Genomic DNA, 16,369 nt, shown 5'->3' on the forward strand with positions numbered 1-16,369 from the left:
AGCGGCACACGCCGTACGCAGGAGGCGGCATGAGCATGGACGTGGCACCCCGGCTGGAGACCGACGCGCTGCTGGACGACCCGCAGACCCGCATCGTGGTGTGCTGCGGCTCCGGCGGTGTGGGCAAGACCACGACGGCCGCCGCCCTGGGCGTACGGGCCGCCGAGCGCGGACGCAAGGTCGTCGTCCTCACCATCGACCCGGCCCGCCGGCTCGCGCAGTCCATGGGCATCGACGCGCTCGACAACGTCCCGCGGCGGGTGGAGGGCGTCGGGGACGAGGCGGGCGGCGAACTGCACGCCATGATGCTGGACATGAAGCGGACCTTCGACGAGTTCGTCGAGGCGCACGCCGACCCCGAGCGCGCCCGCGCGATCCTGGCGAACCCCTTCTACCAATCGCTTTCGGCCGGGTTCGCGGGCACGCAGGAATACATGGCCATGGAGAAGCTCGGCCAGCTGCGGGCCCGCGAGGAATGGGACCTGATCATCGTCGATACGCCTCCGAGCCGGTCGGCGCTGGACTTCCTGGACGCCCCGAAGCGGCTCGGCTCGTTTCTGGACGGGAAGTTCATCCGGGTGCTGATGGCTCCGGCGAAGGTCGGCGGCCGGGCCGGGATGAAGTTCCTGAACGTGGGCGTATCGATGATGACGGGCACGGTCAGCAAGGTCCTCGGCGGGCAGCTGATGCGCGATGTGCAAACGTTCGCGGCTGCGATGGACACCATGTTCGGCGGGTTCCGCACCCGCGCCGAGGCCACCTACCGGCTCCTCCAGGCGCCCGGTACGGCCTTCCTGGTGGTGGCCGCCCCGGAGCGGGACGCCCTGCGGGAGGCCGCCTATTTCGTGGAGCGGCTGGCCGCGGATCAGATGCCGCTGGCCGGTCTCGTACTGAACCGGGTGCACGGCAGCGGCGCCGAACAACTGTCGGCGGAACGGGCCCTGGCTGCGGCGGAGACGCTGTCCCTGAAGAGCGCCACCGTTCCGGATCCGCCGGGGGAGGGTAGCGTTCCGGCCAACCCCGGTGAGGGGGCAGAAAATCTTGGTGCCGACGGATTTGTCGATCCCGACTCAGGGAATGCTCAAGCCCGGAACGCCTCAGCAGCGGACAATTCCTCGGTAGCGGAACCCGACGTCTCCCCCACGTCGGCGGAGCGGCTTGCCGCGGGACTGCTCCGGCTGCATGCGGAGCGTATGCAGGTGCTCGGACGCGAGCAGCGCACACACGACCGCTTCACGGCGTTGCACCCCGAAGTTCCGGTGGCCCAAGTGGCCGCGCTCCCTGGAGATGTACACGACCTGGCAGGGCTGCGGGCGATCGGCGATCGCCTCGCGGCGGCCCCGGCGGACCGGCCCAAGCGCACGGCAGGCTGACGCCCAGCCCATGGTGAGTGCAGCCGACACGAGAGCCGTCAGGGCAGGCTGACGCCTACCCAAGTACCCAGGGCGCGTGTACGCATGGCGCTGCGTACCCATGGCGACAGGGTGCGGCCCGGCATGGGTGCGGCATGGCACGGCTGCGGCATGGCGCGCGTGCCCAGGCCGTGGCGTACCCAGTGCGTAGTCATACGCAGGTGCGCCCGGCACGGCACACGGCCGGGACGGTCACAGCGCCCGCCGCGGATCCCCAATCGTCCGCGCCGTCACGCTCCGCACGTCGTCGCCCATGCACGTCGTCGTCCATGGCGTGGCGGGCTGCCCCAAGGTCCGCAGGCCCCCATGCCCGTGAACCACCTCGCCCGGCCACGACCGGCCGCGACCACGGTCGCGGCCGTACTCGTGTCGTACACCCTTCCTCGTCCCGTCGCAGATGAGAGAAAAGCCCGTGACGAGGGGTGGGTGAGATGAAGTTGTGATGCGATGCGACGTCGTCGTCACGAACCGGCCTGCCGGCCGACCGCTATCCGACGGCAGCGAAGCGCTCGTACTCTTCGTCGTCGAAGGGCAGAATGCCCGCGCTGCGCTCGTACTCGGTGCGTGCGGTCTCCAGCAGCCTTCGCCAGGAGGTCACCGTCGGGCGGCGGCGCAGCAGCGCCCTCCGCTCACGCTCGGTCATCCCTCCCCACACACCGAACTCGACACGGTTGTCCAAGGCATCCGCAAGGCACTCGGTGCGCACCGGGCATCCGGTGCAGACCGCTTTGGCCCTGTTCTGTGCCGCGCCCTGGACGAACAGTTCATCTGGATCAGTAGTGCGGCAGGCGGCCTGCGCACTCCAGTCGGTTACCCAGCCCATGCTGGCGCCGTCCTCTCCCGAATCGGAGCTCCCCCACGGCGACAAACGGCATATTCACCGTCGCCAGTTGAGGACGTTACGGAAGGCAAGCAGGGCGCACCACACCCTCCGGGCCCAATCTTGGATGGCCCGAACGGACTATGGGTACGCGGCAGATCACCCAACGGAGTGAGCTGACGACATTTGCGATTACTGGTGCAAACCAGGGCAGTTCACCCGGCGAACGCCGGGCAGCTCGTGACACGGGGCCACAATCCGGGCACGTCTCATCACTCACTCGAGTGGAGGCGGGGATGTGGTGCGATGCGGTGCGATGTGGCGCAGCAGCACATGCGTGACTGGCGTGAAACAGCGTATGCGAACAGGCGGTCCCCTGTCCGGCGATTCGCCACGTAGGCTGCCTCTTATGGGTTACACGCGCTCGGGCGGAGGGCTGTCCACCGCTCAACAGGCCGCCAAGTTCCTCGGCGTCAGCGCGCTGGCCGGCGCCGTGATGGCCGGGCTCGCGCTTCCCGCCGTCGGGGCTTTCGGCCTCACCGCCAAGGAAACGGTCCAGGAATTCGACGATATTCCGGCCAATCTCAAAACGCCGCCGCTCAGCCAGCGGACGACCATCCTGGACGCGAAGGGCGGGGAGATCGCGAAGGTCTACTCGCGCGACCGCACCATCGTGAAGCTGGGCGACATCTCCCCGTATATGCGCAAGGCGATCGTCGCGATCGAGGACGCGCGCTTCTACGAGCACGGGGCGGTCGACCTCAAGGGCATCCTGCGCGCCGCCAACCGGAACGCGCAGAGCGGCGGGGTCTCGCAGGGCGCGTCCACCCTCACCCAGCAGTACGTGAAGAACGTCTTCGTCGAGGAGGCGGGCAACAGCAAGGAGAAGTTCGCCGAGGCCACCCAGCAGTCCATCGGCCGCAAGATCAAGGAACTGAAGTACGCGATCCAGGTCGAGAAGGAACTGGGCAAGAAGCGGATCCTGGAGAACTACCTCAACATCACGTACTTCGGGCAGCAGGCCTACGGCATCGAGGCCGCCTCCCAGCGCTACTTCAGCAAGTCCGCCAAGGACCTGAAGGTGGAGCAGGCCGCGCTGCTGGCCGGTCTCGTCCAGTCGCCGAGCCGCTACGACCCGGTCACCAACCCGGACACCGCGAAGGCCCGCCGCAACACCGTGCTCCAGCGCATGGCCGACATGAAGGACATCACCCCGGCCCAGGCCGCCGCCGCCAAGAAGAAGCCGCTCGGCCTCGATGTCAGCATGCCCCGCAGCGGCTGCATCACGGCCGTCAAGGGCGCGGGCTTCTACTGCGACTACGTCCGCCAGATCTTCCTCAACGACCCGGTCTTCGGGAAGACGGCGGCGACGCGCGCCAAGCGCTGGAACCAGGGCGGCCTGACGATCCGCACGACGCTGGACCCGCAGGCGCAGGAGTCGGTCCAGAAGTCGATCAAGTCCCATGTGTACCAGTCCGACAAGGCCGCCACCGCCGTCTCGCTCGTCGAGCCGGGCACCGGCAAGGTCCTGGGCATGGGCCAGTCCAAGCCGTACGGCTTCGGCAAGGACCAGACCCAGATCAACCTCTCCGCGGACCACTCCATGGGCGGCTCGAACTACGGCTTCCAGGTGGGGTCCACGTTCAAGCCGATCACCGCCGCGGCCGCCCTCGAGCGGGGCACCAAGCCGTACAAGAGCTACTCCTCGCCGTACAAGATGGAGTACCCGAGCCCGGTCAGCACCTGCAAGGGCACCTGGAGCAACAACGAGGGCGCGACGGTCGAGAACGAGAACGAGTCCGAGCGCGGCCCGTACGGGATGAAGGAGGCGACCGCGAAGTCGGTCAACACCTACTTCGTCCAGCTGATCAGCGACATCGGCGTCTGCCCGGTGACCGAGCTGGCCGACAAGATGGGCGTGGAGCGGGCCGACGGCAAGGAGCACCACCAGGTGCCGTCCCTCACCCTCGGCACCGAGGGCTTCTCCCCGCTGACCATGGCCAACGCGTACGCGACCTTCGCCAACCGCGGCGTCTACTGCTCCCCGGTCTTCATCGACTCGATCACCGGCCCCGGCGGCAAGAAGCTGAAGGTGCCGCAGTCGAAGTGCTCGCGCGCGATGTCCGAGAAGACCGCGGACACGATCAACACCCTGCTGCGCGGTGTGGTCGAGGACGGCACCGGCAAGAAGGCCGGTCTCCAGAGCCGGGCGAGCGCCGGCAAGACGGGTACGACGGATGAGCGCAGGGCCGCCTGGTTCGTCGGCTACACCCCGAACCTCGCGGGCGCCGTGTGGGTCGGCGGCGGCCCGGGCGCCAGCGACCTCAAGATGGAGAACATCACCATCGGCGGTGCCTACCACGACAAGGTCTACGGCGCGGATACCCCCGGCCCCATCTGGAAGGACGCGATGAGCGGCGCGCTGAACGGCAAGCCCGCGCCGAACTTCGTCAGCGTGCCGATCAATGACCCCAACGCGCGCAAGCCCTCCCCGCCCAAGAAGCCGGGCGGCGAGAAGCCCGGCCGTGAGAAGCCCGGGAACGGCGGCGGGGACAACCCCTGGCCGGACATCTCCCTCCCGCCGGGCGTGATCGGCGGCAACGGGAACGGTGGCAATGGGAACGGCGGCTTCGAGTGGCCGCGGTAGCGGTACCCGCGGCCGGCTGAGCACGGAAGCCGACCGAGCACGGAAGCCGAGAGCACGGAAGCCTACTGAGCGCGGAAGGGGCCCGGACGAGAGATCGTCCGGGCCCCTTTTCCGTGTCTCCCCTACCCGCCCGCGAGCTGCCGCTTCACCGCGGCGGCGACCCGGCCGCCCTCGGCCCGGCCCGCGATCTTCGGGTTCACGATCTTCATCACCGCGCCCATCGCCCGCGGCCCCTCGGCGCCGCCCGCGGCGGCCTCCCGGACCGCCTCCGCGACCAGGGCGTCCAGCTCGTCGTCCGTCAGCGGCTGCGGCAGGTACCCGGCGAGCACCTCGCCCTCGGCCCGCTCCCGCTCGGCCTGCGCCGCCCGGCCGCCCTTGTCGAACGCCTCGGCCGCCTCGCGGCGCTTCTTCGCCTCGCGCGCGATGATCTTCTCCACCTCGGCATCGGACAGCTCCCGGGAGCTCTCCCCCGAGACCTCTTCCTTCGAGATCGCGGTGATCGTGAGCCGGAGCGTGGAGGAGCGCAGCTCATCGCGCGCCTTGATCGCTGCGGTGAGATCGTCGTGCAGCCTGGACTTGAGCGTGGTGGTCATGGCGTCGAGTCTGCCAGCACTGGCCGGGAATCACCCGAAGATTTCTCCCCCGGCGGCGTTCTGCGACCATGGGGACCATGCGCGCGCGATACGGAGTACCTCTGGGAATCACGGCGGTCGGCGCAGCCGGTCTCGCCTACGCCGTCGGCTTCGAAGTGCGGTCCTTCAGGCTCCGCCGCATCACCGTACCCGTGCTGCCGCGCGGCATGCGGCCGCTGCGCGTCCTCCAGGTCTCCGACATCCACATGGTGAGCGGGCAGCGCAAGAAGCAGCGCTGGCTCCAGTCGCTCGCCGGTCTGCGCCCCGACTTCGTCGTGAACACCGGCGACAACCTCTCGGACCCGGAAGGCGTCCCCGAGGTCCTCGACGCGCTCGGCCCGCTGATGGAGTTCCCCGGCGCGTACGTCTTCGGCTCCAACGACTACTACGGACCGAAGCTGCGCAACCCCGCCCGCTACCTGATGGAAAAGGCCAGCGGCCGTCACGGTCTGAACGGCAACGCCCCGGCCGTCGGCGCCGTCCACAACCCGTGGACGGAGATCCGCGACGCCTTCGACGCGGCCGGCTGGGTCGGCCTGTCGAACACCCGCGGCCGGCTCAAGCTGGACGACATCGAGATCGCCCTCACCGGCCTCGACGACCCGCACATCAAGCGCGACCGCTACGCCGAGGTGGCCGGCGGCCCCGAATCCGGCGCGGACCTCTCCCTCGCCGTCGTCCACGCCCCGTACCTCCGCGTCCTCGACGCCTTCACCGCCGACCGCTACCCCCTGATCCTCGCGGGCCACACCCACGGCGGCCAGCTGTGCATCCCCTTCTACGGCGCCCTGGTCACCAACTGCGACCTGGACACCCGCCGGGTCAAGGGCCTCTCCACCCACGAGGCCGGGGGCCACACCTCCTACCTCCACGTCTCCGCAGGCTGCGGCACCAACCGCTACACCCCCGTCCGCTTCGCCTGCCCCCCGGAGGCCACCCTCCTCACCCTCACCCCCCAGGCCCCCTGACCCACCTCCCCGCCCCGACCTGCGAGACCCCGGAAACCGGATTTCGTGTCTGGCCACAGGTCCGCTAAAGTAGAGCTCGTTGCTTCGGGGTGTAGCGCAGCTTGGCAGCGCGCTTCGTTCGGGACGAAGAGGTCGTGGGTTCAAATCCCGCCACCCCGACTGAAGGAACAAGGGTCAGGCCCGGTGTTGAGAAATCAGCACCGGGCCTGATTCGTTGTGCTCGGCTCGGCCCTCGTGGCGGTCTGTGACTGTCCTTACACTGTGCAGACCGCGACATCACATTTCTGGGGGGCCTGATGTTTCGACGAGCGGTGCCGACGCCCGGGATGCCTGAGGAGGGGGCGGCGCCGACCAGTCCCCCGCGGGCGCGTCGGCTGTGTGCCTGGGCGCTGGATTTCGCCGTCGTCGTGGCAGTGGCCGTGCTGCTCGGCTCGTTCACCTTCCAGCAGATCAGTGCCGAGGTGACCGACGCGACGAGCCTGGCTGGGACGAGCGCTTGGGAGGTCATCACCTCGAACGGCGATCTGGCGGGGGCGGGTCAGGACGTCGGGGAGTCGCTTTGGCGGTCTGCGGTGAGCGCAGTCCAGCAAGCCTTCGCCACGCTGGTCGTGTTCACCTTCGCCTACCACTTCCTCTCGCTGGCCGTGATGAGCCGCACGCCGGGGCAGGCGTTGACGGCCCTGTGCGTCGTGCGGCGCGGTGGCGCGGGGCGGCCCGGGCAGGGCCGGGTTGCGGTGCGCGCCGCGGTGACCACGCTGGTCGATGTCGGCTGGTATGCGCTGGCCTGCTGCCTGCTGGCCGGGGGCGAGATCGTCCTCTCGGTGTTGTGCTGGGTCGTCGCCATATTCTTCTTCGCCTTCAATGCGGGGCTGGCGCTGTTGGGCTCCCGGAGGTCGCTGGCCGACCGGCTGGCCGGCGTGACGGTCACCGGCACGTGGCGCGTCCGCGCCGCGCTCGCCCGGATCGGTGAGGCGGCGCGGTGGGGCAGGTGATGTCCTCATGCCACAGACCCAACTGCACGGAGTTCCGCGCTCACTTGATCACCAGATGAGTAAGAGCCTGAGGGCTGCTCGGCACAGCTGAACGGGGTCGGCCAACGTCCGGCGGGTGCCGTGTGAGAAGGCGATCACCTATCGGGAAGGACGTGCCCGGACCGACCCAGGCGCGGGTCTCGAAGGGTGGTCGGGCCGACCCCGTACCTCTTCAGCTTGATGCAGTGCAGATGTTATTGCAAGAAGTTCGCAATAACAGTTCAGAGCGTGGAGCGGACCTCGCGGGCCGCCGCGACCAGGTGGTCCAGGGAGGCGCGGACCTCGGGCCAGGCGCGGGTCTTCAGGCCGCAGTCGGGGTTGGCCCAGAGGCGGTCGGCGGGGATGGCGGCGAGGGCCGTGCGGAGCAGGGCGGCGGTTTCGGCGGGGCCGGGGACGCGGGGGGAGTGGATGTCGTAGACGCCGGGGCCGACCTCGCGGGGGTAGTGGGCGCCGGCGAGTTCGGTGGCGACCTGCATATGGGAGCGGGCGGCTTCCAGGCTGATGACGTCGGCGTCGAGGTCGTCGATGGCCGGGAGGATGTCCCCGAACTCGGCGTAGCACATATGGGTGTGGATCTGGGTGTCCGCGCGCACGCCGCCGGTGGTGAGGCGGAACGCCTCGGTGGCCCAGGCCAGGTAGGAGGGTCGGTCGGCGGTGCGCAGGGGCAGGGTTTCGCGCAGGGCGGGTTCGTCGACCTGGATGACCGGGGTGCCCGCGGCCTCCAGGTCGGACACCTCGTCGCGCAGGGCGAGGGCGACGTGGCGCGCGGTGTCGGCGAGGGGCTGGTCGTCGCGGACGAAGGACCAGGCCAGCATGGTGACGGGGCCGGTGAGCATGCCCTTGACCGGGCGGTCGGTGAGGGACTGGGCGTACGTCGTCCAGCGCACCGTCATCGGCTCGGGCCGGGAGATGTCGCCGGCCAGGATCGGCGGGCGGACGTAGCGGGTGCCGTAGGACTGCACCCAGCCGTGCCGGGTGGCGAGGTAGCCGGTGAGCTGTTCGGCGAAGTACTGGACCATGTCGTTGCGTTCGGGCTCGCCGTGCACCAGGACATCGATGCCCGTCTTCTCCTGGAAGGAGATCACGTCCTGGATCTCGGCCGCTATGCGCTGCTCGTATCCGGCGGTGTCGATGCGTCCGGCGCGCAGGTCGGCGCGGGCGGTGCGCAGCTCGCTGGTCTGCGGGAACGAGCCGATGGTGGTCGTCGGCAGCGCGGGCAGCCGCAGCCGGGCGCGCTGGGCGGGGGCGCGTTCGGCGTACGGCTCGGGGCGGCGGGCGTCGGCGTCGGTGACGGCCTCGGCGCGGGCGCGTACGGCCGGGTCGCGGGTGAGCGTGGAGGTGGCCCGGGAGGCCAGGTCGGCGCGGTTGGCGGCGAGTTGTGCGGCGATGGTGCCGGTGCCCTGGGCGATGCCGCGGGCGAGGGTCGCGACCTCGGCGGCCTTCTGGCGGGCGAAGGCCAGCCAGCGGGCGATCTGGGGGTCGATGTCGCGTTCGGCCGCCGTGTCGAGGGGGACGTGGAGGAGGGAGCAGGAGGCGGCGACGTCGACCCGGTCGGCGAAGCCGAGCAGGGTGCCGAGCCTGGACAGCGAGGCGGGGAGGTCGTTGATCCACACGTTGCGGCCGTCCACGACGCCCGCGACCAGGCGCTTGCCGGGCAGTCCGCCGACGGCGGCGAGGTCGTCGAGGTTGGCGGCGGCGGGCCCGGTGAAGTCGAGCGCCAGCCCGTCCACGGGGGCCTTGGCCAGGACGGACAGGGCCTCGCCGAGGCGGTCGAAGTACGAGGCGACCAGCAGCCGGGGGCGGTCGGTGAGGGCTCCCAGTTCGCGGTACGCGCGGGCGGCGGCGTTCAGTTCGGCGGCGGTGCGGTCCTGGACGAGCGCGGGTTCGTCCAGCTGGACCCACTCGGCGCCGACCGCCCGCAGATCGGCCAGCACCTCCGCGTACACCGGCAGCAGCCGGTCCAGCAGGGTGAGCGGCTCGAAGTCCGGCGCGACGCCGGGTGCGGGCTTGGCGAGCAGGAGGTAGGTGACGGGGCCGACCAGCACCGGCCGGGCGATGTGACCGAATGCGACCGCTTCCGACAGCTCGGCGACCTGCTTCGCCGAGTTGGCGGCGAAGACGGTATCGGGGCCGAGTTCGGGCACCAGGTAGTGGTAGTTGGTGTCGAACCACTTGGTCATCTCCAGCGGCGCAGCCTCCTGGGTGCCGCGTGCCATGGCGAAGTAGCCGTCCAGCGCGTCGGCTTCGACGGCGGCGCGGTGGCGGTCCGGTACGGCGCCGACCATGACGCTGGTGTCCAGCACATGGTCGTAGAACGAGAAGTCACCGGTCGGCACCTCGTCGATACCGGCGTCGGCCAGCTGCCGCCAGTTCGCCTCGCGCAGGCTCACGGCGGTGTCCCGGAGGGCGTCGGCGCCGACCCGGCCCTTCCAGTAGCCCTCGACGGCCTTCTTCAGTTCGCGGTGGTGTCCCTGCCGGGGGTAGCCGTACACGGTGGCCCGTGCCGCCGCGGCCGCGGATGTCGCTGTCACGTAGCTCTCCTTCGCGAGCATGTCCCTTGGGGATCCCGGCCGGATCGGGGGCGCGAAGGAGTGACGAACCGGGCGGACCGACTGCGCGTCCGATACGCACGCGTCCGCCTGCTTGGTACGCCGACCCGCCCTCGAGGTCACCGGGATCTCCGCGCGCGATCGGTCGCGCACGGGCAACGGGCAGGTCTTCGGACTCGCGGGCACACCTCGTGACGTCGTGCACGTACGAGGCACCTACTGGCCGTCGCTTCCCGGATCCGTCTCCCGGACCCAGTGCGTATGACGGCGGTCGTTCCCGCTCACCGCTGCGGGGCAGTCCCGGATTTCCACCGGGTTCCCTCTTACGACGCGCCTGCCTGGCGGGCAGGGCGAACCAGCTGCGGGACCCAGCCTAGGCGGTGGTGCCGGATCGGGGCACCCCCTCCACAGGGGCAGGGGGTAGAAAGGGCGTATGGCGCGCCGTTCCTTAGCATCCGATGTGGTTTCCACAGCCTCCGCAGCCCCCGAGGCCGGAATCTCCGAGTCCGACGCCGAGGCGATGGTCACCGCCGTGCTGACCGCGTCCCGGCTGCTCGTCGCCGTCTCCGCCCGGTCGTTGGCCGCGGTGGAGGAGTCCTTGACGCTGCCGCAGTTCCGGATGCTGGTCGTCCTGGACGCCGGAGGCCCGCTGAGCCTGTCCGGGCTGGCCGGGGAGCTGGGCGTCCAGCCGTCGACCGCGATGCGCATGATCGACCGCCTGGTCACGACGGGTGTGGTCGCGCGCGGCGGCTCCGCCGAGGACCGGCGTACCAGCATGATCTCGCTCACCCGGGCCGGTCGGCGGGTCGTGGCCGAGGTCACGGAGCGGCGCCGCCGGGAGATCGCGCGCATCGTGGACGTCATGCCCGCCGGACAGCGCCGCCATCTGATCGAGGCGCTCCAGGCATTCGCCGAGGCGGGCGGCGAACCGACCGTCGAGACCGGGAGCCCGCAGGCCCACGCCGCCTGGTGACCGCGTGGGCGCCCCCGTCGCCCGGCAGCCGCACCCCCGTAACCCTGCGAGAATGATCAACTGCTCTGGGAGACCGTAAGGCCGGTGGGTGGCCGGGGGGATGGGACGTGCGATGAGGCTGCGGGACCGGCTGCGGTACTGGTTCGACGGCACGATGGACCGGGGGACGCCCGCCCTGATCGGCTGGCTCGGCCTCGCCTCGCTGGCGTTGATCGCCGTGGTCTCCACGCTGGTGGTCGCCCTCACCCACGAGGACACCCGGAAGAGCGGCGGCTGGACGGGCGTGGTGTGGATGAGCCTGCTGCGCACGCTCGATCCGGGCACCATGGGCGGGGACACGGGCCGACCGCTGTTCCTGGTGCTGATGCTCACGGTCACGATCGGCGGCATCTTCATCGTCAGCGCGCTCATCGGTGTGCTCACCACGGGCCTGGAGAACCGGATCCAGATGCTCCGCAAGGGCCGGTCGCGGCTGATCGAGCGCGGCCACACGATCGTGCTGGGCTGGTCGGACCAGGTGTTCACGGTGATCGCCGAGCTGGTGGAGGCCAACCAGAGCGCCCGCCGCTCCTGTGTGGTGATCCTCGCCGACCACGACAAGGTCGACATGGAGGACCAGATCCGCGACCGGATCCCCGCGACCGGCCGCACCCGCGTGATCTGCCGCTCCGGAAGTCCGCTGGAACGGCGCGATCTGGAGCTGGTGAGCCCCGACACCGCCAAGTCGATCATGGTGTTGCCGCCGGTCGGGGACGACACCGACACGGACGTCATCAAGGTGCTCCTGCTGCTCAACAGCCGGAAGTGGAAGGGCACGCGGCCGAACGTCGTGGCGGCCGTGGAGAGTTCGGACAACCTGCCCGCGGCCCGTCTCGCCGCCGGTACGAACGCGCTGATCATCGACGCCGACGACATCGCCGTACGGCTCATCGCCCAGGCCCACCGGCAGTCGGGGCTGTCCAGCGTCTTCAACGAACTGCTCAGCTTCGAGGGCAACGAGTTCTACTTCCACGAGCAGCCCGCGCTCGCGGGCGGGACGTACGCGGACACCCTGGCCCACTACGCACAGGGCATGGCCGCCGGGCTGCGCCGCAGCGACGGTGAGATGCTGCTCAACCCGCCGATGGACACCGTCGTCCGCGCCGACGACCAGTTGCTGGTGATGGCCGAGGACGATCTGCTGATACGGCCCGCCGAGACCCGGCCCGAGATCGTCCCGTCGGCGATCACCACCGCGCCCGGGCGGCCGCCGGTGCCGGACCGCACGCTGGTGATCGGCTGGAACTCCCGGGCGTCGAAGCTCATCACGCTGCTGGACAGCTTCGTCGAACCCGGCTCGGCGGTGGACATCGCGGCACCGCGGCGGCCGCGGAAGGGCGTGCCGGAGGGGCTGAAGAACCTGACGGTCGGCCACAAGCGGTGCGAGCCGACCCGCAGGTCGTCCCTGGAGGCCCTCGACCTCGGCCGCTACCAGCACATCGTGGTGCTGTCCGACGACACCATCGACCCCCGGCGCGCCGACGACCGGACGCTGGTGACGCTGTTGCACCTGCGCGACATCGAAGTGCGGCTCGGTGATCCGTACTCGATCGTCACGGAGATGAACGACGACAGCAACCGGGAGATCGCCCAGGTCACCAAGGCCGACGACTTCATCGTCAGCACCAAGGTGATCAGCCTGCTGCTGACCCAGCTGACCGAGAACCGCGACCTCTACACGGTGTTCATCGACCTGTTCGACCCGGAGGGTTCGGAGATCTACCTCAAACCGGCCGCCAACTACCTGGTGCCCGGGGCCGAGGCCAACTTCGCGACGGTCATCGAGGCCGCACGGCGGCGCGGCGAGACGGCCCTCGGCTACCGGCTGGCACGCCACGCCGACGTGCCGCCCGCCTACGGTGTCCGCCTCAACCCCGACAAGGCCGCGCCGCTGGTCCTGGACGAGGGCGACGCGATCGTCGTCCTGGCAGAGGAGTAACGCTTCTGCGGTCGCTGCTACTGGCGGCTCAGGGAGCGGCTGACGCCCGCCGCGGTGGTGGTGGCCAGGATCCAGCCGGTGACGATCAGCAGGTACGAGAGCCACTGGTACCAGCCGTGCGGGGCGAACGCGGCCTCCTGCCCGAAGCCGATGATCGGGAGGAGCAGGTCGAGGGTGTAGAAGACCGGGTTGAAGTCGGGGGCCTCGCCGGATTTCAGCGGCCGCGGGTGGTGGAGCGCGAAGGCCAGGGTGCCGGTGAGGAGCAGGGCGAAGAGCCAGCCCGCGGCGCGCAGCGGGCGGAAGCCGTAGCCGACGGTGACGTCCTGGAGGTGGCCCCAGGCGCGGGCGTAGCGCGGGAGGGTGCGGCGGTGGCGGCGGAGCTTGGCGAGCTGGACCGTGCGGGCGGCGGCCTCGTCGCCCGCGGCGCGGTACGCGGTGGTCAACTGCTCGTAGGAGGCGGGGAGATAGCCCTCCTTCTCGCGTTCCAGGAGCGGCAGCCGCTGTTCGGCCGGGAGGTGCGGGGCGAGGCTGCGGTAGGTGAGGCCGTCGATCCGTACGCAGTCGGGCCAGGTCTCGGGCCGGATGTGCAGCAGGTCGATCTGGGAGCGGCTCAGGTTCACCTCGCCCTCGATGGGGGCGGCCCCGCGTAGCCACAGCTCGCCGATGACGCAGCTGCTGGCGCGCAGGGCCTGGCCGCCGGGGTGGGACAGCCGGGCGTGGGCGAGGCTGAGGTGGCGGGGCACCCGGGCCCCGCTGAGGTTGACGCGTCCGCAGGCCCGCAGGCGCATGGCATGCAGATCGTTGCCGACGGACAGGTTCTCGGCGTGCAGGGCGGTGCCGCCGGGGACGTGGAGTTCGCTGCCGTCCAGGTTCACCTGGCCGGTGACGGTGGCCTCGTTGAGCCGTATCGTTCCGTGGGCGATGAGGCCCTCGGCCCGGATGTCGGCGCCGATGGCCGCGTTGTTGAGCTGGAGCAACGGCTGTTCGCAGCGGGTGTCCGGAGTTCCCAGGCGCGCCCCGTCGAGGAAGAGCCCTCCGCCGATCTGCGCCCCCGCGAGCCGCACCGGGCCGGTCGTGCGGCACCTGTTCATCCGCAGGACGCCCTCGGTGTGCAGGGCCCCGGCCGTGAGCTCGGGAAGGGTGGAGTCGCTGAGCACCAGGACACGCAGCCGCGCCCCGTACAGCTGCGGGGTCCGCTCGAAGTGGCAGGACCGCAGCCGTACGGCGTGCTCGACCACCCCGTACTTCAGGCGCAGCTCCCCGGTGATGCGCGCGCCGATCAGCTTCAGGCCCGCCACCTCGCCGTCGCGCGTGGGCCCGCCGAGCAGCAGCGCGCGCAGCACCTCGGCTCGTACGGTCCGCTCGGGCCCCCAGGAGCCGCCGTGGTCGGGATCGTCGTCGGCGCCTTCGCGGAAATCGACGCCCTCATCGAGCGGGAAGGCCCGCCAGACGCGCCGCTCCGCCGGTGTCAGGTCCGTGATCTCCACCGGCGGGATCGTGTCGCGGGGGTGTTGGGGGTGTCAACCACGCTGTGTTTCGCGGGGCTTGGACTCGGCGGTCGCGGTTTCGGCGGCGGGGGCCGCGGCGGGCTTGGGGCGGATGAGGCGGCGCGCCAGGGGCTCGGTGTAGCGGGCGGTGAGGGGGCCGATGATGACCAGGATCAGGACGTACGCCGTGGCCAGGGGGCCCAGCGACGGTTCGATGCCCGCGGTGACGGCGAGTCCGGCGATGACGATGGAGAACTCGCCGCGCGCGACCAGCGTGCCGCCCGCCCGCCAGCGGCCCTTGACGGAGATCCCGGCGCGCCGCGCGGCCCAGTAACCCGTGGCGACCTTGGTGCAGGTGGTGACGACGGCCAGGGCGAGCGCGGGCAGCAGGACCGGCGGGATGCTGGCGGGGTCGGTGTGCAGGCCGAAGAAGACGAAGAAGACGGCGGCGAACAGGTCGCGCAGCGGGCTGAGCAGGTTGTGGGTGCCCTCGGCGACCGAGCCGGTGAGGGCGATGCCGACCAGGAAGGCGCCCACGGCGGCGGAGACCTGGAGCTGCTGGGCCAGCCCGGCGACCAGCAGGGTCAGGCCCAGCACCACCAGCAGCAGCTTCTCGGGGTCGTCGCTGGAGACGAAGCGGGAGATGTGGCGGCCGAAGCGGACGGCGACGAAGAGGACGAGGCCCGCGACGCCGAGCGCGATGGCCAGGGTGACGCTGCCCGCGGCCAGCCCGACGCCGGCCAGCAGGGCGGTGACGATCGGCAGGTAGATGGCCATCGCCAGGTCTTCGAGGACCAGGATGGACAGGATGACCGGGGTTTCGCGGTTGCCGAGCCGGCCGAGGTCGCGGAGGACCTTGGCGATGACGCCGGACGAGGAGATCCAGGTGACCCCGGCCAGCACCACGGCCGCCACCGGGCCCCAGCCCAGCAGCAGCGCCATGACGGCGCCGGGCAGGGCGTTGAGCGTGGCGTCGACCAGCCCGGCCGGGTACTGGGTCTTGAGGTTGCTGACCAGATCGCTGGCCGTGTACTCCAGGCCGAGCATCAACAACAGCAGAACGACGCCGATTTCGGCGCCGATCGCGACGAACTCCTCACTGGCCCCGAGCGGCAGCAGCCCGCCCTCGCCGAAGGCCAGCCCGGCGAGCAGATAGAGGGGGATGGGCGAGAACTGGAAGCGTCCGGCGAGTCGGCCCAGCAGTCCGAGGCTGAGGATGACCGCACCGAACTCGATCAGGAAGACGGCAGAAGAGTGCATCCGTCGGTCACTCCCGACCCAATATCGCCGCGGCGGCTTCCACGCCCTCGCGCGTGCCGATCACGATCAGGATGTCGCCGCCTGCCAGCCGGAAGTCCGGGGCCGGGGACGGGATGGCGTCCGCCCGGCGCAGCACGGCCACGATGGAGGTACCGGTCTCGGTGCGGGTCCGCGTCTCGCCCAGCACCCGCCCGTTCCAGTACGAGTACGGGGACAGCTCGATCCGCTCGGCGACCAGCCCCAGCTCGGTGGTGGACAGCAGGGTGGGGCTGTGGTGCGCGGGCATCAGCGCGCTGATGAGCGCCTCCGCCTCGCCCGGGGTGAGCCGGGTGGACAGGGCGCACTCGTCGGGATCGTCCCTCCGGTACGCGCTCAGCGTCCGTTCGCCGTCGCGGTGCGCGACCACCGACATCCGGCCCTGGTCCCGCGTCGTCAGATCGTAACGGACTCCAATGCCCGGCAACGGCGTACTGCTCAACCGCGGAACACCCACAGCCATCCCTTCGTTCGTGCGCGCCTTCGCGCAGGTCGCGCGGGTCGAAGTGTCGTCCGGCCACCGTAACAAATGGTAAAGAGTAAGTAATGGGGGAAAGTGCTCCGGGGCCCGGTGGA

The 16,369-nt window shown here is 70.6% G+C and carries 12 protein-coding genes, 1 tRNA gene and 1 riboswitch; of the genes, 7 read left to right on the top strand and 6 right to left on the bottom strand.

Annotated elements, in window-relative coordinates; genetic code table 11:
- Positions 1-29 precede the first annotated feature (29 nt).
- Positions 30-1,373 (top strand): ArsA family ATPase, encoded by a 1,344-nt coding sequence (locus HYQ63_RS20575; protein WP_179935279.1) that lies wholly within the window; start codon positions 30-32, stop codon positions 1,371-1,373.
- A 526-nt stretch (positions 1,374-1,899) separates the two neighbouring features.
- Here the strand turns inward: HYQ63_RS20575 and HYQ63_RS20580 are convergent.
- On the bottom strand, positions 1,900-2,235 hold the full coding sequence (locus HYQ63_RS20580) for a WhiB family transcriptional regulator (protein ID WP_030829787.1): 336 nt from the start codon (positions 2,233-2,235) through the stop codon (positions 1,900-1,902).
- A gap of 406 nt (positions 2,236-2,641) precedes the next feature.
- Between HYQ63_RS20580 and HYQ63_RS20585 the strand changes: the two genes are divergently transcribed.
- The gene (locus HYQ63_RS20585; RefSeq protein WP_179935280.1) at positions 2,642-4,879 is read left to right on the top strand and encodes a transglycosylase domain-containing protein; all 2,238 of its coding nucleotides are present in this window, start codon (positions 2,642-2,644) and stop codon (positions 4,877-4,879) included.
- A 122-nt stretch (positions 4,880-5,001) separates the two neighbouring features.
- On the opposite strand, the gene HYQ63_RS20590 is transcribed toward HYQ63_RS20585, so the two are convergent.
- Positions 5,002-5,472 carry a GatB/YqeY domain-containing protein gene (locus HYQ63_RS20590; protein WP_009716731.1) on the bottom strand — a complete coding sequence of 157 codons (471 nt, stop codon included), beginning with the start codon at positions 5,470-5,472 and terminating at the stop codon, positions 5,002-5,004.
- Positions 5,473-5,549: 77 nt separating this feature from the next.
- On the opposite strand from HYQ63_RS20590, the gene HYQ63_RS20595 reads away from it, so the two are divergent.
- The 3 genes from HYQ63_RS20595 to HYQ63_RS20605 all read left to right on the top strand — a co-directional run bounded on the left by HYQ63_RS20595 (position 5,550) and on the right by HYQ63_RS20605 (position 7,471).
- Positions 5,550-6,479, top strand: a complete 930-nt coding sequence (locus HYQ63_RS20595) for a metallophosphoesterase (RefSeq protein WP_179935281.1) — start codon at positions 5,550-5,552, stop codon at positions 6,477-6,479.
- An 85-nt stretch (positions 6,480-6,564) separates the two neighbouring features.
- A tRNA-Pro gene (locus HYQ63_RS20600) sits at positions 6,565-6,638 on the top strand.
- A 254-nt stretch (positions 6,639-6,892) separates the two neighbouring features.
- A complete protein-coding gene (locus HYQ63_RS20605; RefSeq protein ID WP_257231985.1) occupies positions 6,893-7,471 on the top strand; it encodes an RDD family protein in 579 nt (192 codons plus the stop codon).
- A gap of 260 nt (positions 7,472-7,731) precedes the next feature.
- On the opposite strand, the gene metE is transcribed toward HYQ63_RS20605, so the two are convergent.
- Positions 7,732-10,041 carry a 5-methyltetrahydropteroyltriglutamate--homocysteine S-methyltransferase gene (gene metE, locus HYQ63_RS20610; protein WP_179935283.1) on the bottom strand — a complete coding sequence of 770 codons (2,310 nt, stop codon included), beginning with the start codon at positions 10,039-10,041 and terminating at the stop codon, positions 7,732-7,734.
- Between the two features lie 161 nt (positions 10,042-10,202).
- A riboswitch (cobalamin riboswitch) is annotated at positions 10,203-10,434 on the bottom strand.
- Positions 10,435-10,492: 58 nt separating this feature from the next.
- On the opposite strand from metE, the gene HYQ63_RS20615 reads away from it, so the two are divergent.
- Positions 10,493-11,032 carry a MarR family winged helix-turn-helix transcriptional regulator gene (locus tag HYQ63_RS20615; protein ID WP_179935284.1) on the top strand — a complete coding sequence of 180 codons (540 nt, stop codon included), beginning with the start codon at positions 10,493-10,495 and terminating at the stop codon, positions 11,030-11,032.
- 112 nt (positions 11,033-11,144) lie between these two features.
- On the top strand, positions 11,145-13,010 hold the full coding sequence (locus tag HYQ63_RS20620; RefSeq protein WP_179935285.1) for a potassium transporter TrkA: 1,866 nt from the start codon (positions 11,145-11,147) through the stop codon (positions 13,008-13,010).
- A gap of 17 nt (positions 13,011-13,027) precedes the next feature.
- Here the strand turns inward: HYQ63_RS20620 and HYQ63_RS20625 are convergent, their stop codons facing one another.
- The 3 genes from HYQ63_RS20625 to HYQ63_RS20635 are packed head-to-tail and all read right to left on the bottom strand — an operon-like array spanning position 13,028 to position 16,256.
- The gene (locus tag HYQ63_RS20625) at positions 13,028-14,497 is read right to left on the bottom strand and encodes a membrane-associated oxidoreductase (protein WP_179935286.1); all 1,470 of its coding nucleotides are present in this window, start codon (positions 14,495-14,497) and stop codon (positions 13,028-13,030) included.
- A gap of 33 nt (positions 14,498-14,530) precedes the next feature.
- Positions 14,531-15,757, bottom strand: coding sequence for a cation:proton antiporter (locus tag HYQ63_RS20630; protein ID WP_179935287.1), 1,227 nt, complete (start codon positions 15,755-15,757; stop codon positions 14,531-14,533).
- A 7-nt stretch (positions 15,758-15,764) separates the two neighbouring features.
- On the bottom strand, positions 15,765-16,256 hold the full coding sequence (locus tag HYQ63_RS20635; RefSeq protein ID WP_179935288.1) for a cation:proton antiporter regulatory subunit: 492 nt from the start codon (positions 16,254-16,256) through the stop codon (positions 15,765-15,767).
- Between the last annotated feature and the right edge of the window lie 113 nt (positions 16,257-16,369).

This window comes from Streptomyces sp. Rer75 (assembly GCF_013414305.1).
GTDB classification, from domain to species: Bacteria; Actinomycetota; Actinomycetes; order Streptomycetales; family Streptomycetaceae; genus Streptomyces; species Streptomyces himastatinicus.